18 protein-coding genes are annotated in these 16,740 nt (G+C 61.8%); 8 read left to right on the top strand and 10 right to left on the bottom strand.

Translation table 11 applies throughout. The annotated features are described in order from the left end of the window. Window positions 1-2 precede the first annotated feature (2 nt). On the bottom strand, window positions 3-875 hold the full coding sequence (locus E5X88_RS15270) for a MurR/RpiR family transcriptional regulator (RefSeq protein WP_292162585.1): 873 nt from the start codon (window positions 873-875) through the stop codon (window positions 3-5). A gap of 116 nt (window positions 876-991) precedes the next feature. Between E5X88_RS15270 and E5X88_RS15265 the strand changes: the two genes are divergently transcribed. Both E5X88_RS15265 and E5X88_RS15260 read left to right on the top strand, forming a co-directional pair. After that, window positions 992-1,975, top strand: a complete 984-nt coding sequence (locus E5X88_RS15265) for a TAXI family TRAP transporter solute-binding subunit (protein ID WP_292162583.1) — start codon at window positions 992-994, stop codon at window positions 1,973-1,975. A 69-nt stretch (window positions 1,976-2,044) separates the two neighbouring features. After that, a complete protein-coding gene (locus E5X88_RS15260; RefSeq protein WP_292162582.1) occupies window positions 2,045-4,636 on the top strand; it encodes a TRAP transporter permease in 2,592 nt (863 codons plus the stop codon). A gap of 53 nt (window positions 4,637-4,689) precedes the next feature. Here E5X88_RS15260 and E5X88_RS15255 read toward each other — a convergent pair whose 3' ends face one another. The 6 genes from E5X88_RS15255 to E5X88_RS15230 all read right to left on the bottom strand — a co-directional run bounded on the left by E5X88_RS15255 (window position 4,690) and on the right by E5X88_RS15230 (window position 9,970). Continuing rightward, a complete protein-coding gene (locus E5X88_RS15255) occupies window positions 4,690-5,739 on the bottom strand; it encodes an L-idonate 5-dehydrogenase (protein ID WP_292162580.1) in 1,050 nt (349 codons plus the stop codon). Further along, a complete protein-coding gene (locus E5X88_RS15250; protein ID WP_292162578.1) occupies window positions 5,736-7,142 on the bottom strand; it encodes a TRAP transporter large permease in 1,407 nt (468 codons plus the stop codon). Before E5X88_RS15250 ends, E5X88_RS15255 begins: the two co-directional genes overlap by 4 nt. 3 nt (window positions 7,143-7,145) lie before the next feature. Then, the gene (locus E5X88_RS15245) at window positions 7,146-7,718 is read right to left on the bottom strand and encodes a TRAP transporter small permease (protein WP_292162577.1); all 573 of its coding nucleotides are present in this window, start codon (window positions 7,716-7,718) and stop codon (window positions 7,146-7,148) included. 146 nt (window positions 7,719-7,864) lie between these two features. Beyond that, window positions 7,865-8,785, bottom strand: coding sequence for a sialic acid TRAP transporter substrate-binding protein SiaP (locus tag E5X88_RS15240; RefSeq protein ID WP_292162929.1), 921 nt, complete (start codon window positions 8,783-8,785; stop codon window positions 7,865-7,867). Between the two features lie 116 nt (window positions 8,786-8,901). Further along, window positions 8,902-9,621, bottom strand: a complete 720-nt coding sequence (locus E5X88_RS15235; RefSeq protein WP_292162575.1) for a FadR/GntR family transcriptional regulator — start codon at window positions 9,619-9,621, stop codon at window positions 8,902-8,904. Between the two features lie 124 nt (window positions 9,622-9,745). Then, the gene (locus tag E5X88_RS15230; RefSeq protein WP_292162953.1) at window positions 9,746-9,970 is read right to left on the bottom strand and encodes a hypothetical protein; all 225 of its coding nucleotides are present in this window, start codon (window positions 9,968-9,970) and stop codon (window positions 9,746-9,748) included. Window positions 9,971-10,002: 32 nt separating this feature from the next. Between E5X88_RS15230 and E5X88_RS15225 the strand changes: the two genes are divergently transcribed. Then, complete coding sequence (locus tag E5X88_RS15225) at window positions 10,003-10,440, top strand: YqaA family protein (protein ID WP_292162573.1); 438 nt, start codon at window positions 10,003-10,005, stop codon at window positions 10,438-10,440. A gap of 128 nt (window positions 10,441-10,568) precedes the next feature. Here the strand turns inward: E5X88_RS15225 and E5X88_RS15220 are convergent, their stop codons facing one another. Beyond that, on the bottom strand, window positions 10,569-11,120 hold the full coding sequence (locus E5X88_RS15220) for a hypothetical protein (protein WP_292162572.1): 552 nt from the start codon (window positions 11,118-11,120) through the stop codon (window positions 10,569-10,571). Window positions 11,121-11,276: 156 nt separating this feature from the next. On the opposite strand from E5X88_RS15220, the gene E5X88_RS15215 reads away from it, so the two are divergent. From E5X88_RS15215 to E5X88_RS15200, 4 genes are read left to right on the top strand one after another with little or no spacing between them, the layout of a single operon-like run. Further along, entirely contained in the window at window positions 11,277-12,734 is a 1,458-nt protein-coding gene (locus E5X88_RS15215; RefSeq protein WP_292162571.1) for a TolC family protein, read from the top strand. Between the two features lie 17 nt (window positions 12,735-12,751). Further along, a complete protein-coding gene (locus E5X88_RS15210; protein ID WP_292162570.1) occupies window positions 12,752-14,110 on the top strand; it encodes a copper oxidase in 1,359 nt (452 codons plus the stop codon). A 42-nt stretch (window positions 14,111-14,152) separates the two neighbouring features. Then, entirely contained in the window at window positions 14,153-14,641 is a 489-nt protein-coding gene (locus E5X88_RS15205) for a cupredoxin family protein (protein WP_292162568.1), read from the top strand. A gap of 26 nt (window positions 14,642-14,667) precedes the next feature. Then, window positions 14,668-14,952, top strand: coding sequence for a copper-binding protein (locus tag E5X88_RS15200; RefSeq protein WP_292162566.1), 285 nt, complete (start codon window positions 14,668-14,670; stop codon window positions 14,950-14,952). Window positions 14,953-15,024: 72 nt separating this feature from the next. Here the strand turns inward: E5X88_RS15200 and E5X88_RS15195 are convergent, their stop codons facing one another. Next, window positions 15,025-15,393, bottom strand: coding sequence for a hypothetical protein (locus E5X88_RS15195; RefSeq protein ID WP_292162565.1), 369 nt, complete (start codon window positions 15,391-15,393; stop codon window positions 15,025-15,027). A 109-nt stretch (window positions 15,394-15,502) separates the two neighbouring features. On the opposite strand from E5X88_RS15195, the gene E5X88_RS15190 reads away from it, so the two are divergent. Then, on the top strand, window positions 15,503-15,769 hold the full coding sequence (locus E5X88_RS15190; RefSeq protein ID WP_292162928.1) for a BrnA antitoxin family protein: 267 nt from the start codon (window positions 15,503-15,505) through the stop codon (window positions 15,767-15,769). Window positions 15,770-16,060: 291 nt separating this feature from the next. Here E5X88_RS15190 and E5X88_RS15185 read toward each other — a convergent pair whose 3' ends face one another. Beyond that, a complete protein-coding gene (locus tag E5X88_RS15185; RefSeq protein ID WP_292162564.1) occupies window positions 16,061-16,681 on the bottom strand; it encodes a methyltransferase in 621 nt (206 codons plus the stop codon). Between the last annotated feature and the right edge of the window lie 59 nt (window positions 16,682-16,740).

Raw genomic sequence — 16,740 nt, 5'->3', positions numbered from 1 at the left:
CCTCATTCCGGCAGATAGGCCCCGAATGCCTGTAACTCCAGTTCCGTCTCTCTGACACGAGCCGCAGCAGCCGGCCCGCTGCGCGCAAGCATCGTTGCAGCCAGCGCTTCCACGATAGCCATAGCTGCGGCTACCGACGGGAAGAAGGACGGGCTGTCGGTAGAGAATCGCAAGGTAACGTCCGCATGCCGCGCGATCGGAGCAGCCATGCTGTCGGCGATCGCGACAATCGGGACGCTGTGTCGTTGCGCAGCCTCAACCACCGGCCCGAGTTCACGCGAATAGGGCAAAAAGCCGATCGCGACGATCGCTTCCCTCTTTCCAAGCGCTGCGAGTTCCGCCTCGATCGCACCGCCGTCGCCGCCGAGCAGCGTGATCTCGCGCCGGAACATCCGGCAGAGATAGACGAGCGCGTGGGCGGGCGCGCGGCAGCTTCGGAACCCGGCTACGCGTATGCGCTGCGCCTTCTCCAGTATTGCGCAAGCCCTTGCGATTTCTTCACTGCCGTTGACCGCTTCGGCCGCCGCCAGATTGGCCACCGTCGTCCTCAGCGATTCCGCGAAGATCGCCTCCGACCCGCGCTTGACAAGCGCATCGGCCCTTGCCGCGAAAGGCGCCTTGCCAGAGCGCAGCCGGTCCTCGAACGGCTTGCGCAGCGCCGCCCAGTCGCCGCAGCCCAGCCGGCGCGCCAGTCGCACGAAGGTCGTCGGTGTCACTTCTGATCGCGAGGCCAGCACCCGCATGGAAACCAGCGCCACCTCGTCGGGATGGTCGACCAGGAATCGCGCCGCCTTGCGCAGTTCTGAGCTCAATTCGGGGAGTACAGTCAGTATGCGCGCCAGAAGCGCGTCGAAACCCATCTCCCGCGTGTTCATTGTAACAAGCATTTCCCTTGATTGATAAAGCGCAACAATTGTAGCATGCATCGACGTGCCTTGACACAAAAACACCGGACGGCGGCGACGGCACGCAAAGACCAAGGGAGAACCAGATGAAACATGCCCGGACTGTACGCTATGGAGCGCAGATCGCTGCCTTGTCGGCCGCGCTGCTGTTTTCAGCCAGTGCAATGGCGCAGCAGAATTTCGTTACCATCGGCACTGGTGGCGTCACCGGCGTCTACTATGCCGCCGGCGGTGCTATCTGCCGCCTGCTCAACAAGGATCGCAAGACACACGGGATCCGCTGTTCGGTCGAATCAACCGGCGGATCGGCATTCAACGTGAACACGATCAAGGAAGGCGAACTCGACTTCGGCATGGCGCAGTCGGACGTCCAGTACAACGCCTTCAAGGGCGAGGAATCCTTCAAGGACGGAGGCGCGCATACCGATCTGCGCGCGGTTTTCTCGATCCATCCGGAGCCGTTCACGGTCCTGGCGCATCCGAATGCTGGCGTGACGAAATTCGAGGACTTCAAGGGCAAACGCTTCAATGTCGGCAATCCCGGCTCCGGAACGCGCTCCTCCATGGAACGTCTGCTCGGTGCGATGGGCTGGACGTTGGCCGACTTTTCGCTTGCATCGGAGTTGAAGGCTGACGAGCACGGCCCGGCGCTCTGTGACGGCAAGATCGACGGGTTCTTCTACGGCGTCGGCCATCCTTCCGCGAACATCCAGGATCCGACGACCACCTGCGGTGCCAAGTTGGTGCCGTTGACTGGAGAAGTCGTGGACAAGCTCGTCGCCGAGAATCCTTACTACGCCAAGGCGATCATTCCGGGCGGTCTTTACGCAAACAATCCCGACGATACAGGGACTTTCGGTGTGCTCGCCACGCTGGTCACTTCGGCCAAGGTTCCCGATGAGAGCGTCTATCAATTGACCAGGGCGGTGTTCGAGAACTTCGACGAGTTCAAGTCGCTGCATCCGGCCTTCGCCAACCTCGATCCGGCCAAGATGGTGTCGGAAGGAAATTCCGCACCGCTGCATCCGGGCGCTGAAAAATACTTCAAGGAGAAGGGCTGGCTGAAGTAGGCTTCGTGACCTGACGACAGTCCGGCGGGTTCAGCGGACCCGCCGGGGCCATCCGCCACAGGAGGCGTCATGAGCGACGTGAAGGAACAACCGGCCGGCGTCGATCTCGAAGAGCTCGAACAACTTGTCGCGGAGGCCGATACCGGCGGCAGGCATCCGGGCGGAACAGTCGGTCGAATCCTGCTCTGGGTTGCCGTTGCCTGGTCGCTTTTCCAGCTCTGGTACGCTTCGCCTTTGCCGTTCGTCTTCGGCTTCGGCATCCTCAACGACACGGAAGCGCGCGCCATCCATCTCGGCTTCGCGCTGTTTTTGACGTTTCTCGCCTATCCGGCGCTGAAATCCTCTCCCCGCGATCGCGTGCCGCTGCTCGACTGGGTGCTGGCCGTGGTTGGCGGGTTTGCCGGCGCCTACCTCTTTCTCTTCTACGTCGAGCTTTCCGGACGGCCGGGCCAGCCGACCACGCTCGATCTCGTTACTGGCACCGTCGGCATTCTGTTGCTCCTCGAGGCGACGCGCCGCGCGCTCGGCCTTCCGATGGTGGTCGTGGCATGTGTCTTTATCTTCTACACCTTTGCCGGCCAGTACATGCCGGACGTGATTCAACATCGCGGTGCGTCACTCAACAAGTTTCTCAACCATCAATGGCTGACCACCGAAGGCGTCTTCGGGATTGCACTTGGCGTATCGACGAGCTTCGTCTTTCTGTTCGTCCTGTTCGGCACGCTTCTGGAAAAGGCAGGCGCGGGCAATTGGATGATGCAGATCTCCATCGCGCTGCTCGGCCATTTGCGCGGCGGCCCGGCGAAAGTCGCCGTGGTCTCATCGGCTCTCAACGGCGTCGTGTCCGGCTCGTCCGTCTCCAATGTGGTTTCAGGCGGCATCTTCACCATCCCGTTGATGAAGCGCACCGGCCTTTCCGGCGTCAAGGCGGGCGCCATCGAGGCTTCGGCCTCGATCAATGGCCAGATCATGCCGCCGGTCATGGGCGCGGCCGCCTTCCTGATGGTCGAATATGTTGGCATTCCCTATTCGGAGATTGTCAAGCACGCGCTGTTGCCGGCGGTCTTCTCCTATCTTGCGCTGCTCTATATGGTTCATCTCGAAGCGATAAAGATGGGCCTGAAGACGATCCCGCAGCGTCCGACGCCGGCAAGAGAACGGATGCTGCGGATGGGACTCGGAGTGTCGGGCAGCATTCTCGCCGTCTGTTTTGTCTATTACGGCATCATCGCTATCCAGGCTGTCTTCGGTGGGATCGCGCCACCGGTGCTCGCAATTGCTGGCGTAGCTCTCTACGCCGCCTCCGTCTGGTATTCCTCCCGCTATCCGGACCTCGCGCTCGACGATCCGAACGCGCCGATCCTGGAACTGCCGCGCGCCTGGGACGTCACGCGGACCGGGCTCGACTTCCTGATCCCGATCGCGGTGCTTCTGTGGTGCCTAATGGTCGAGCAGATGTCGCCCGGCCTCTCGGCGTTCTGGGCGACCGTTTCAATCCTCGGTATTGTCGCCACCCGCAAGCCGCTGATGGCTGTATTCCGCAATGAAGACCTCACCGCTTCAGTGCGTGCTGCCTGGGACGACCTGATCGACGGGCTGGCGCTCGGTGCTCGCAACATGATCGGCATCGGTATCGCCACGGCCACCGCCGGTATCGTCGTCGGCACGATCACGCTGACCGGTCTCGGCCTGATGATGACGGAACTCGTCGAGTTCATCTCCGGCGGCAACGTCATCCTGATGCTGATCCTCGTCGCCGCGATCAGCCTTGTGCTCGGCATGGGTATCCCGACCACCGCAAACTACATCCTGGTGGCGACGCTGATGGCGCCGGTCGTGGTCGATCTCGGCGCGCAGGCCGGACTGCCAATCCCACTGATCGCGGTCCACCTCTTCGTCTTTTACTTCGGCATCATGGCCGACATCACCCCGCCCGTCGGGTTGGCGGCCTTCGCGGCGGCGGCGATTTCCAAGGAGGATCCGATTGCCACCGGCTTCCAGGGCGCGGCCTATTCGTTGCGTACCGCGATCCTGCCGTTCGTCTTCATCTTCAATCCGGCGATGCTGCTGATCGGAGTCGATACCTGGCCCGAAACGATCTGGGTGGCAACGGTCTCGTTGATCGCCATCCTGCTGTTTTCGGCCGCCACGATGAACTGGTTCGTGACGAAAAGCCGCCTCTGGGAAAGTGCGGCCCTGCTTCTCATCTGCTTCACGCTGTTTCGGCCGGACTGGTGGCTCAATCAGGTGTCGCCGCCTTACGAGGAATTGCCGGCGAGTGAGTTCCTGTCGGCAGTCGAGCAGACGCCGACCGATGGCCGCATCAATTTCGTCGTCGAGGGTGTCGACCTCATGGGCGAGGATGTACGTAAGACGGTCAACGTGCCACTCGGCGAGCCGGGCGAACCGCTGGAGCGGCTGCGCGGCATCGGTCTCACCATCACGCAGGCGGGCGACGCGCTGATGATCAGCAACGTCGCCTTCGGATCCTACGCCAAGCGCATCGGGCTGGATGTCGGGTATGACGTCGTGGCCGTGCTCAGAAAGGCCGACCAGCCCTCGAGTCTCATTCCGATCGGCCTGGCGCTTGCTGCGGCCACCGGCGTCGCCGGACTGCAGTTCGCGCGGGCGCGTAAGCAGGCGGACAGGAAGGAAGCCTGAGCCTCAAGCAGGGCTTGTGAAAACCAGGTCACCGCAGGCGGTTGAAAAACTCCTCAGTCGGCGGTCAGCACGACCTTGACGCCCTGCGAGCGGTCGGCGGCCAGCCGGAATGCATCGCGGGCCGAGGAAAGGGGGCGTTCGGCGGTCACCAGCTTCAGAACGTCTATGTCCCCGCCGACGATGAGAGCGACCGCCTGGTTGAATTCCGCGCCGAAGCGGAACGTGCCTTTCAGGTCGATTTCCTTGGCCATCACCGCATTGGCCGCCACGGGGATCTGACCGCCCGGAAGATTGCCGACCTGAACGACCGTGCCGCCGCGCCGCACGCTGTCGATCGCCGCTGCAAGGCCCGCGGCGGTGCCTGAAATCTCGAACGCGACATCGATCGCCCTGTCGGCCGCCAGCGCCTTGAGCTCCTCGTCGCCGCCGGACAGGTCGATCGTCCTGTCTGCTCCAAGTTTGCTGGCGAAGGCGAGCGGCGCCTCGGCTATGTCGACGACGGTGAGCTCGCCACATCCCTTGAGCCTGGCGGCGTGCATGGTCAGAACCCCGATGGGGCCGGCGCCGAACAGGATGACGTTGCGACCGGCAATGTCGCCGGCCCGCGCCACTGCGTGCAGGCTGACGGCGAGCGGTTCGGCGAGTGCCGCCGCCTGGTAGGCGACATCAGGCGGAACCTTGACGCATTGCGCGGGCGTGGCGTCGAACATGCTGGCAAAACCGCCCTGCATGTGCGGCGTTTTCGACGCCGAGCCCATGAAATAGATGTTTTCGCAGAGATTGGCGCGGTCCTCCGCGCATCGCGCGCATTGTCCGCACCAGCGTGATGGGTTGACCGCCACGCGATCGCCGACGGCAAGTCCGGGCGCGTCCGCGCTGATTTCGACAATCTCTCCGGCGACCTCGTGACCAAGCACGAGCGGCGATGTGACGACAAAATCGCCGGTTCGCGCATGGCGGAAATAGTGCAGGTCGGAACCGCAGATGCCGCCTGCGCCGAAGCGCACGCGCACCATTCCCGGCGCGAGGGGGCCGAGCGGGTGCTCGACGACGCGCAGATCCTCAGGGCCGAACAGCGTCGCGGCGATTGCGCTGTCGATCATCGGATCAGCCCCATTTGCGTCGGCAGCCACAGCGTGATTGCGGGGATGAAGGTGATCAGGATCAGCGCGACGATCAACGGGACGAGCCAGGGCAGGATTGCCATGGTCGTGCGCTCGACCGACAGCTTGGCGACCCGCGAGAGGACGAACAGCACCATGCCGAGCGGCGGATGAAGGAGACCGATCATCAGATTGAGCGTCATGATCAGACCGAAATGCACCGGGTTGATGCCGTACACGGCGGCCACCGGCAACAGGATGGGCACAAGAATGGTGATCGCCGCGATAGTATCGAGGAAGCAGCCTACCACCAGCATCAGGACGTTCACCAGGATGAGGAAGACCCACATGTTGTCGGTGAGCGCGAAGATGAAGGTCGAGAACAGCTGTGCCGCCTGGCTGACGGTGAGCAGCCAGGCGAATATCGAGGCGGCGGTGACGATGAAGAGCACGGAGGCCGTCGTCTCTATCGTGTCGAAGCTCGCCTTTGCGAGTGTGCGCAGCGTCATCGTGCGGTAGCGCACCAACCCGAGGAAAAGCGACCAGATCACGGCGGCCATCGCCGCCTCGGTCGGCGTGAACCAGCCCATCGTCATGCCGCCGATCAGGATCACCGGCGTCATCAGCGCCATGACTGCGGAGAAGTCGAAATACCAGTCGGCCACGATCAGTACCAGCAGCGCGATACCGACCGCGACATTGATGGACAGGCCAAGCTGCACCAAGAGGTAACAGGCGAGCGGGAAGGCAGCCACCACCAGCACCTCGCCGGCCGCTTCGGCGAGCCGCCGCAGCTCGAACGACGTGTCGGAGCCCCAGCCGCGCCTGTAGGCGAAGATGGCGACCGTCACCATCATCAGCACGGTCATGACCACGCCCGGCAAGATGCCGGCCATGAATAGCGCGCCGATCGAGACATTCGCCATCATGCCATAGATGACGAAGGGCAGCGACGGCGGAAAGATCGGCCCGAGCGTCGCTGAGGCAGCGGTGACCCCGACCGCGGCGTCGATCGGATAGCCATGATCCTTCATCGCCTTGATCTCGATGGTGCCAATGCCGGCTGCGTCGGCGAGCGCGGTGCCAGACATGCCGGAAAAGATCACCGATCCAATGATGTTGACCTGCGCCAGGCCGCCCTTCATCCAGCCGACCAGGGCAAGGGCGAAGGCGTAGATGCGCCCGGTGACGCCGGCGATGTTCATGAGGTTGCCGGCGAGGATGAAGAAGGGCACGGCGAGCAGCGGAAAGCTCTCCACCCCGGCAATCATGCGCTGGGCCGCGATGATGTCGGGCGCGACGCCGTAGATGACGAGGTAGAGAACCGAGGCGGCCGCCATCGAAACGGCGACCGGCACGCCAATCAACATCAGGACAAGAAAGCCTCCGACCAAAAGCAGCATCGCTCAGTCCCCCGCCGTTTCAAACGCACCCGGGCGCTCGAGCACCGAATAGCCACGCCTGTAGTTGCCGATAAAGACCTGGATCGAGCGCAGGAACATCAGCGCGAAGCCTGCCAGGACGGCGTAGAAGAACCAGCGGCGCGGCAAGTTGACGGTAACCATGCGCTCGTGCGCCACGATCGAAACGTAGCGCCACATTAGCCAGGTTCCATAGGCGAAGAAGGCGACGCGGATGACGTCGACGGCGAGTGCGAGCCAGCGGCCGGCGCGCTCCGGCAGGTAGTGATAGAGCACGTCGACATGGATGTGGCGCGAAATGCGCACGCACATTGAGGCACCGAGAAAGACGACGACGACCAGCGCGTTGATGGCGATCTCCTCGGTCCAGGCAAGGCTGTTGTTCAGCGCATATCGGGTGAAGAACTGCAGGAAGACACAGGCGACCATGCCCCAGAACACGGCGAGCGTGATCCAGTCCTCGATGCCGTGGTGCGACAGGTCGACGTGTACCGGCACCTCCTCGAAAGCGTGGGCGATCTCTTCGACGGTTATCTCGGTATGGTGTTCCTCGGCCATCGGCGCGCGGGCTCCCGAAGCTGGTGGGTGTCAAGGATTGGAAAGGCCGTCCGGCGCAACATGGGGCCGGACGGATGGGCAGGTTAAAGCGGCGAATCCGGTTGCCGCTCTATCCCTTTGTTTGAGCATCCGATTTTCCCGACACTCTACTTGATCGCGCGGATCGCTTCCCAATCGGCCTTGTTGTAGCCGAACTCCTCGAACGTGACCTTCTCAAGCACATTCTTCTCAAAATCGGCACGGTCGACGTCGGTCACGGTGATGCTGCGATCCTTGAATACCTGCACCAATTCCTTTTCGCGGGCGACGATCTTTGCCGTGGCGCGGGCGGCCGCCTCCTGCATCACCTCCGTGAATATCTGCTTGTCCTCGTCGGAAAGCGAGGCCCAGCGCGACTGCGATACGATCGTGTTCAGATGGTCGACGATGTGTCCGGTGAGCACGATGTGCTTCTGCACCTCATAGAATTTCTTCGCCTCGATGGTGGTCAGTGGATTCTCCTGCGCCTCGACAGTGCCGTTCTGCAGCGCCAGGTACACTTCGGCGAAGGCGATCGGCGCAGTGTTGGCGCCGCAGGCACGTGGCATGGCGAGATAGGCCGGCACGTCGGGAACGCGCATCTTCAGGCCTTGCATGTCGGAGCATTTGGCGATCGGCCGGTTCGAGGTGGTCTGCCGCGTTCCGTAGTAGGTGGTGGCGGCGATGTGATTGCCGGTCTTGTCCTCGTAGCCCTTGGTCAGTGCCTTGTAGACATCGCTCTTGGTGTATTTCAGCAGATGGTCGGCGTCGCGGAAGGTGTAGGGGAAATAGGTGACACCGATCGGCGGATATTCGCGCGCCGCGAAGCTCGATCCGGAGATGATGATGTCGACCGTGCCAAGGGTCAGCCCCTGGTTGATGTCGGATTCCTTGCCGAGTTGCGAGGCCGGGAAGACGTCGATCGTATAGCGGCCGTCGGTGCGCTTCTTGATCTCTTCCGCCGCCCACACCGACTCCGTGTGGAAGGGTTCGGACGTTTCGTAGACGTGAGCCCATTTCAGCGCGGTTTGTGCAGAGGCCGAAGCCATGGGCAGAGCGATCGCGGCGATCGTGCCAAGCAGAACGGCGTATTTTCTCAGCATCATATTCCTCCCTGTGATTGGATTTCGACTTTGCCGACAGGATCCTCCCGGTCGGCCGCCTCCTATTCCGCGACCTCCCTGGCCACGGATTTCTCACCGAAATTGCGTGAGAATCTCAATTGCGACTGACGCAGATGTTCCTGCATGGCGGCCTTCGCCCTTTCGGGCTCGCGCGACGCGATCGCATCACGCACCGCGCGATGCTCCTTAGCGGCGGCCTGCCAGGAATCCCTATTCTCGAAATAGCTCGACAGCAGCTCGAAATATGGGTTCATGCGCTGGTCGAAAAGCTCGCCGATGCAGCGCACCAGCACAGCGTTTCCCAGAATTCCCGCCACCGTCGTATGGAACTCGCGGTCGAGCGCGATCGTCGTCTTGGTCGGGTGGCGCATGTCCTCCATGCGACGCAGCACGTCGTCCATATGTTCGAGGTCGACCGGCCGAACATGGAGGGCGGCTTCGGCGGCGATCGCCCCTTCGATGAACTCGCGTGCCCGCAACAGCTCGAACGGGCCTTCGTCCGTCTCTGCCGCCAATACGTCGGCGCGCGGCGGTTCGGTGACGTAGATGCCGGAGCCGACGCGAATGCGTATCCGCCCCTCGACCTCGAGCGCGATCAGCGCTTCACGGACGGTCGGGCGGGAGATGCCAAGCTGGTCGGCCAGTTCGCGCTCGGTCGGCAGGCGGTCGCCGACTGCGAACTCGCCCGCGTCGATCAACTGCCTGAGCTGATCGGCGATCTGTCGGTAAAGTCGACGCGGTTCAACGGCCTGGATCGGCATTGTCACCCCGTTCTACTTCAACAGAATCATCGGGCGGGTCTCGGATCGGTAAATTGGTCTGACCATTGATCGAAACTGCCGTGAAAAAAGCGGAGAGTCAAGGAGTGGAGAACGCCCATGGAACTCATTTGCCGTGATTTTCTTTGAACCACGGATCGGCGATTTGGCTGGGTGGCACAGCGCACTCATCATCGATCCCGCCAATCCCCAGGACGAGATTGCGGCCGACCACGATTATGTTATCCAGCTTCAGGAATGGCTGATCCACTGCCATATCGGGCATCATACGACCAACAACAATGTCTAAGAGAAGGGCGGTGGCGGACTGATGGTCGTGATCGATGTGCAACCCTGAAGTCCGCTCCGCAAGGCGAAACGTAGATGGATGTCCTTGCCGCCTACGGCGGCTTGTTTCTCGTTGCCTTCGCCGCGGCAACCATCCTTCCGGCGCAGTCGGAGGCCGCCCTTGCAGGGCTCCTCGCGACCGGTTCCTTCTCGCCCGCAATGCTGGTTCTTGTCGCCAGCATTGGTAACATCCTTGGCTCTACGGTGAACTGGGGGCTTGGTCGAGGGGTCGAACGCTTCCGGGACAGACCCTGGTTTCCGCTGCGCCCCGCAACGCTCAACCGTGCCACGGCCTGGTATCGCCGTTATGGAAGATGGTCGCTCCTGTTGAGCTGGATGCCGATCGTTGGCGATCCGCTGACGGTGGTCGCTGGGGTTTTGCGCGAGCCGCTATGGAGCTTTGTCGCAATCGTCGCCCTCGCGAAGGTATCGCGTTATCTGGTTGTCGCCGGAGCGGTGCTGGGCCTGATGTAAACCGAAGATGGCAGGCAGTTGCATTCACTTTTGGTTGCGCTGCAGCAAAGTGAACCGCGGCGACCTTGACAAATCAGACGAACAATTGTCGGAAGGGTGCAATGAGGACTCTTGGTCGAATTGCGATCCTAGGAAACATACGGCTCCGGGCAATGCTGGCGGTCGTGTTCCTGGTCATGTCGGCTCTTCAGCCTGGTCTCTTCGCTACAGCCAATGCCACGGGTTTTCATGCCGGGGCGGATCTCCAGGCGGGGATGGATATCCAAGCCGAGGCACCCGCACACGACATGGGCGATCATGACGCCACGGCGGACGACATGGACAGGTCGGAGCATCATCACGGCGCCAAGCAATCCACCGACAAAAGCTGTGAAGTCCATTGCGCGCCGGCGAATGCGGTGCCGGTCGACTGCCCTGACATGGAGCATGTTGTCTCCCGCTGCTTTGCGCCGGTCGTTGCCGTCACCTTGCCGCTTGGCGAATACGCAGCGCTCATAAGGCCCCCCAGACATCTGAACTGACGCGCCCCCTTTAGGGGCGTTCGCGCGCAGCGTCGGGAATCCGTTCCCGCGCGGCCAAACGCACACGTCAAGCTTCAGGTCTATAATGAAAATCGCAAGCTTCGCGATGCTCGCATCGCTGTTCGTTGCCGGATGTGCGGCAACCACGCCGCCGGACATCCTTCCCGCCTTCAATCCGGCCGATCCCGCAATGGGCGTCCGTGATACGCACTACCACCCGGTCGTCGCCGACTATCGCCATCGGGAGCCTGTCGATCCGCAGAATTGGCGGCGTCGCAATACAGAAGACTCCCCTGTAAAGCCGGGAGCCGGATCATGAAGCGCCGGCCTCTGACCATAGCTGCGGTCGTAACCATTCCGCTGATCGCTGCCGGATGCGCGACCGGCGGGGCCCTTGATGGTATTTCAGAACCGATGGCCGGCTTCACGACAGTCGCGGCGCGCGCCGAATCCGTGACGGGCAAGAAAAGCGTGTGGGTGCAGTCCAGCGAAGAAGCACGAACAGTCTCGGAGCGCGTGAAGCGCCTGGTCCAGAAGAAGACAGTCGGCCCGGACACCGCAGTGCAGGTTGCCTTGCTCAACAACAAGGGCCTGCAGGCCGCCTACGCCGAGATCGGCCTGTCGGCGGCCGACATGTGGCAGGAATCGATGCTCGTCAATCCGACGATTTCGGTCGGCATGATCGGCGTCGATCCCGTGCGGACGATTGAAGGAGCGGTGGTCGGCAACATCCTTGCGCTGGCGACCCACAAGCGGCGCGTCGCGGTTGCGGATGCACGTTTCCGTCAGGCCCAGCTCCGCGCTGCCGAAGAAACGCTACGACTGGCCGCGGAAACGCGGAGGGCCTGGATCAATGCGGTCTCGGCCTGGGAGAGCGTTTCCTATCTGGACAAGGCGCAAGCCGCCGCGGACGCTGCCTCCGAACTCGCTCAAAGGCTTGGGGAGACGGGCGCCTTCACAAAGACCGGCCAAGCCCGCGAACACGTGTTCTATGCCGAGATCACCGGTCAGGCGGCGGAGGCACGGCTCGCCGCCCGCACTGCCAAGGAAGAACTTACCCGGCTGATGGGTCTATGGGGGCCGGACGTCGATTACTCAGTCCCCAACATGCTTCCAGCCCTGCCCAAAGGCGCCAAGGCCAAACGCGCGATCGAAGCGGAGGCGCTGAAAAATCGTGTCGACCTCGAGATCGCGAAGCTTGAACTGGAGGCGCTGGCGAAATCCTACGGTCTGACTGAGGCGACACGCTACGTCAGCGATCTGGAACTGCTTTCCGGCGTGGAGGTGGAACGCGAGGAGTCGGAGGAGGGCGGAACGGAGACGAGTGTCTCACCCACTCTGGAGCTCGAATTCGTCATCCCGATCTTCGACACCGGCAAGGCACGCCTGCGCAAGGCCGAGCTTGCCTACATGCAGGCCGCAAATCGGATGGCGGAAAAGGCCGTCAACATCCGGTCGGAGGCCAGATCCGCCTATGACGCCTACCGTTCGACCTACGACATTGCCCGGCACTATCGGAACAATGTCGTGCCGCTGCGAACGAAGATCGAGGCGGAATCGGTCCTCACCTACAACGGCATGATTACCAATACGTTCGAACTGCTGGCGGACACACGTGCGAAAATCAGCTCGATCATGCTTTCCCTCAACGCCAAGCGCAATTTCTGGCTGGCCGACGTCAATCTCGGAACCGCCATCCACGGCGGCGGCACAAGCTCGTCCGGGGGCGGCGATGCACCCGCCGCGACCGAAGCGGGCGCCGAAGGCCACTGAAACTCAAGGAGAAGAAAATGCTTTCAAGACGTCAGTTGCTAGGCGCGGGAGCCCTGCTCGCCGGTGCCACTGCATGGACCAAGACGTCCGCGATGGGGCTCCCCGACGCTCCAATCATGGAGTCCCCCGACATGCAGCCGCCGATCTTCCCGACAAGCGGACCGGACTACCAGCCGGTCGTGACGCTCAACGGCTGGACCCTTCCGCATCGTATGAACAACGGCGTGAAGGAGTTCCACCTGGTGGCCGAGCCCGTCGAGCGCGAGATGTCGCCCGGCATGACGGCCTATCTCTGGGGCTACAACGGTCAATCCCCCGGTCCGACGATAGAGGCGGTCGAGGGCGATCGAGTCCGCATCTTCGTAACAAACAAGCTGCGGGAGCACACAACGATCCATTGGCATGGGATGATCCTGCCCAACGGGATGGACGGCGTGACCGGTCTGACCCAGCCCGGAATCCCGCCCGGCAAAACCTTCGTCTACGAGTTCGACCTCGTGAAGAGCGGCACATTCATGTACCACCCGCACGCCGACGAAATGGTCCAGATGGCCATGGGCATGATGGGCTTCTTCGTCATTCATCCCAAAGATCCGAAATTCATGCGAGTGGACCGCGATTTCGTGTTCCTGCTGAACGCCTTCGACATCGAACCGGGGTCGTACGTCCCGCGCATCATGGAGATGACCGACTTCAATCTCTGGGGTTGGAACAGCCGCGTCTTTCCGGGGATCAGTCATCTTCCAGTGGCGAAAAACGACCGGGTCAGGGTCCGCGTGGGCAACCTGACCATGACCAACCATCCGATCCACATGCATGGCTACGACTTCGAGGTGACCTGCACCGATGGCGGCTGGGTTAGGCCGGAGGCGCGGTGGCCCGAGGTGTCGATCGACATCCCCGTCGGCGCCATGCGGGCATATGAGTTCGAAGCCAAGTACGAGGGCGACTGGGCGATCCATTGCCATAAGTCACACCATACGATGAACGCCATGGGCCACGACGTGCCCACGTTCATCGGCGTCGACAACTCGAAGGTCACCGACAAGATCCGCCGGATCCAGCCCGAATACATGGCCATGGGTGACCGCGGCATGGCCGACATGGGCGAGATGGAGATGCCGATTCCCGACAACACGATCCCGATGATGACCGGCTGGGGTCAATTCGGCGCCATCGAGATGGGCGGGATGTTTTCGGTCGTGAAGGTTCGCGAGGGCCTAGCCTCGAACGATTACGCCGATCCGGGCTGGTACAAGCACCCGGAGGGAACCGTGGCTTACGAGTGGAAAGGGGATGTCCCCGCTCCGACGAAATCAGGCGACGCAAAAACGATGGCCCCGGCAACGCATGGCGGTCACGGCAAACAGGGATGAGAACTCGAAACCCTCAACCTCAACAATGAGAGAAAGTGCAGCATGAAACATATAATCGCAGCGGCCGTCTTGATGGCGGTCAGTTCCGGAGCAGCTCTTGCCGGTGGAACCCACGCCGGAGGCCATGGCGACAAGGCCGCCGCAATGCCGATCGGCAACCCTGGCGAGGCTGGCAAGGCAAAGCGGACGGTCAACATCTCGATGTCGGAGAAGGACGACGGGACGATGCTGTTCCAACCGGCCGTGCTCAAGGTGAAGAAGGGTGAGACCGTTCGCCTGAAGTTCGTCAACAAGGGCCAGATCGACCACGAATTCGTCATGGACGTCCACAAGGGGATCATGGAGCACAAGACGCTGATGGAGAAGTTCCCCGAAATGGAACACGCCGATCCCAACGCGATCCGGCTGGCGCCCGGCGCCAGAGGCGAGATCATCTGGACGTTCGCCAATGCCGGCGAATTCGGCTTCGCCTGCCTGGTCCCGGGTCACTACGATTCCGGCATGAAGGGCGATATCAGCGTCGCCAACTGACCGACAAAACCGCAAAGGAAACAATCATGACACTATTGATAAAAGCACTCTCGACACTCGCGCTCATGCTCGCCATGGGCGGCAGCGCGCTTGCGCAGGAATACGTGAAGGGCGAGGTCGTCAAGGTCGACGCCAAACTGCAGAAGCTGACGATCAAACATGAGCCGCTGACCAATCTCGACATGCCCGCGATGACGATGGTGTTCGTCGTCGCGGAGCAAGGCCTGCTCGATAAGGTCAAAACGGGTCAGGCGATCGAGTTCACAGCCGACCGCGTCAACGGACGCATCACGGTCACCGACATCAAGTGATCCGGGACCAGCGCCGCGGGTTGAAAAGTCAACCGCGGCGCTGTCCTGTCGAGAATGCTGTGGGTACGGACGTCAGGATGAAGGGGCCGCGCAAAGAACTATCCAGAGATTTTCTTTCCAGTCGTCATGTACGGGGCGGCTCAGTGGCATGCCTATGGGGTATTTTCGCGTACCCACGCTCACATATGCCGGATAGTTACAGCGAACGCGTGCATGATGCCTGCCGGTATCTTCGTACCTGATGACGCCGTTCGCATCCGTCTCGACGAGGCCAATAGCGACGTCAAAGTCATAATCCCCTAACAGCGAGACACTGTTGTTCGTGACGCTGAGCTGGACCGAGGTGGCATCTGGAAAATTGGCAGTATAAAAGACCAGTTGCTCCGCCGCCATCGAGGGCGTAGCCATCAACACGCCGGCAAATAATGCAATGGCGCGCATTTCCTCCTCCCGAGGATCTAGGCGAGAGACTACCATGTCTTGCGTCAATATTCGATGCGCATTGCGTTGGATGTCTCCTTCGATTCGTTATCTCCAGTCAGGACCAGCGATGGCAAATCCTCCACGCCGACCGACAAATCCAATGGCCGCCGCCGAAGCTGCCTTCAAGCCAATCAAGATGCCGGCCGCACCGGTTCACGAAACCGCAGCTGTTCCAAATGTCCGAGAGCTTGTTTCAATCAGGATTGATCGGGCTGTCTTGGATTATTTCCAGTCGGACGGACCGGGCTGGCAGGACCGTATCAACGACGCCTTGCGGGCCACGGTCCAGAAGCGGACCGCCGCCGAGTACGACCGTTCAGACGACACCACCTGACGGAAATGTGGGCGCGTAGTTGTTCGGGCCGCGTCTCGACCATACCCTTGCGGTTGACGAAATATTTGCGGCCGACCGCTCCGAACTCATCGCGTATTTTGCGAGCTCCCGTTTCAGCATTCTGAGCGTTGCGGCCTTGGACGGGGGCTTGCCAACATCGCACATGGCATATGGACCTCGATGAGTTCACCGAAGGTTTTGAGGCGCAATGCAGACTCGTTTGCACTCAGCCATCAAAACGCAACGAAAAGCACCGCATTGCGGCGTACATATTCCACTCAGCTTTGCGCCTTATGGTTTGCGGCCGATCACGGCGCCGTTCGCGGCGGGTGCGTCGAACCAGACCGTTTCGATGTGCCGGAATCCGGCTTCCTCGAGCCACGCCGAGTATTCGGCTGGTGTGTAGTTTCGCCCTTCCGTCTCGATCAGCATGTTGAGGCTCATTAGCGCAGCCGGCGCCGGTCCGGTCTTTTCGTCATTGACGAGAAGCTCGCTGATGACGACAGCGCCGCCGCTCGGCAAAGCCTCGAAGGACCGGCTCAGCAGGGCGCGGTCCTTCGCCTCGTCCCAATCGTGCAGGATCATCGACAGAAGATGCACGTCGTGATCTCCGGGAAGCTGCTCGAAGAAGCTGCCGCCGGCGGTCTCGATGCGGTCGGTCAAGCCGGCCTCGGCAATCTTTCCCGCAGCGATCGCGGCCACATGCGGCAAGTCAAACACGGTCGCACGCAGCGCCCCATACTGTTTGCAAAGCTCGATGTCGTACGCGCCCGATCCGCCGCCGATGTCCAGAAGGCGGCGGAAATGACTGAGATCCACGGCTTCGCCGAGCTTGCGCGCGGTCATCGTGGAAAGCGAATGCATCGCCTCCCAGAAGTGTGCCAGCATCGTCGGATCCTCGCCGTCGAACATCGAGGATCGTGCCCCATGGCGTGGTGTAGGTAACGGCATTGGTCGCCGTGCTCTCCGGC

It is taken from the genome of Mesorhizobium sp. (genome assembly GCF_004962245.1).
In the GTDB taxonomy this organism is placed as follows: Bacteria; Pseudomonadota; Alphaproteobacteria; order Rhizobiales; family Rhizobiaceae; genus Mesorhizobium.
This window is presented reverse-complemented; position numbering and strand designations above follow the sequence as displayed.

What these genes read in the sequence shown, in the direction of transcription:
- E5X88_RS15270 (WP_292162585.1), bottom strand. Translation starts at nt 875, where the DNA reads ATGAACACGCGGGAGATGGGTTTCGACGCGCTTCTGGCGCGCATACTG.
- E5X88_RS15265 (WP_292162583.1), top strand. Translation starts at nt 992, where the DNA reads ATGAAACATGCCCGGACTGTACGCTATGGAGCGCAGATCGCTGCCTTG.
- E5X88_RS15260 (WP_292162582.1), top strand. Translation starts at nt 2,045, where the DNA reads ATGAGCGACGTGAAGGAACAACCGGCCGGCGTCGATCTCGAAGAGCTC.
- E5X88_RS15255 (WP_292162580.1), bottom strand. Translation starts at nt 5,739, where the DNA reads ATGATCGACAGCGCAATCGCCGCGACGCTGTTCGGCCCTGAGGATCTG.
- E5X88_RS15250 (WP_292162578.1), bottom strand. Translation starts at nt 7,142, where the DNA reads ATGCTGCTTTTGGTCGGAGGCTTTCTTGTCCTGATGTTGATTGGCGTG.
- E5X88_RS15245 (WP_292162577.1), bottom strand. Translation starts at nt 7,718, where the DNA reads ATGGCCGAGGAACACCATACCGAGATAACCGTCGAAGAGATCGCCCAC.
- E5X88_RS15240 (WP_292162929.1), bottom strand. Translation starts at nt 8,785, where the DNA reads ATGGCTTCGGCCTCTGCACAAACCGCGCTGAAATGGGCTCACGTCTAC.
- E5X88_RS15235 (WP_292162575.1), bottom strand. Translation starts at nt 9,621, where the DNA reads ATGCCGATCCAGGCCGTTGAACCGCGTCGACTTTACCGACAGATCGCC.
- E5X88_RS15225 (WP_292162573.1), top strand. Translation starts at nt 10,003, where the DNA reads ATGGATGTCCTTGCCGCCTACGGCGGCTTGTTTCTCGTTGCCTTCGCC.
- E5X88_RS15220 (WP_292162572.1), bottom strand. Translation starts at nt 11,120, where the DNA reads ATGTCCGGCGGCGTGGTTGCCGCACATCCGGCAACGAACAGCGATGCG.
- E5X88_RS15215 (WP_292162571.1), top strand. Translation starts at nt 11,277, where the DNA reads ATGAAGCGCCGGCCTCTGACCATAGCTGCGGTCGTAACCATTCCGCTG.
- E5X88_RS15210 (WP_292162570.1), top strand. Translation starts at nt 12,752, where the DNA reads ATGCTTTCAAGACGTCAGTTGCTAGGCGCGGGAGCCCTGCTCGCCGGT.
- E5X88_RS15205 (WP_292162568.1), top strand. Translation starts at nt 14,153, where the DNA reads ATGAAACATATAATCGCAGCGGCCGTCTTGATGGCGGTCAGTTCCGGA.
- E5X88_RS15200 (WP_292162566.1), top strand. Translation starts at nt 14,668, where the DNA reads ATGACACTATTGATAAAAGCACTCTCGACACTCGCGCTCATGCTCGCC.
- E5X88_RS15195 (WP_292162565.1), bottom strand. Translation starts at nt 15,393, where the DNA reads ATGCGCGCCATTGCATTATTTGCCGGCGTGTTGATGGCTACGCCCTCG.
- E5X88_RS15190 (WP_292162928.1), top strand. Translation starts at nt 15,503, where the DNA reads ATGGCAAATCCTCCACGCCGACCGACAAATCCAATGGCCGCCGCCGAA.
- E5X88_RS15185 (WP_292162564.1), bottom strand. Translation starts at nt 16,681, where the DNA reads ATGTTCGACGGCGAGGATCCGACGATGCTGGCACACTTCTGGGAGGCG.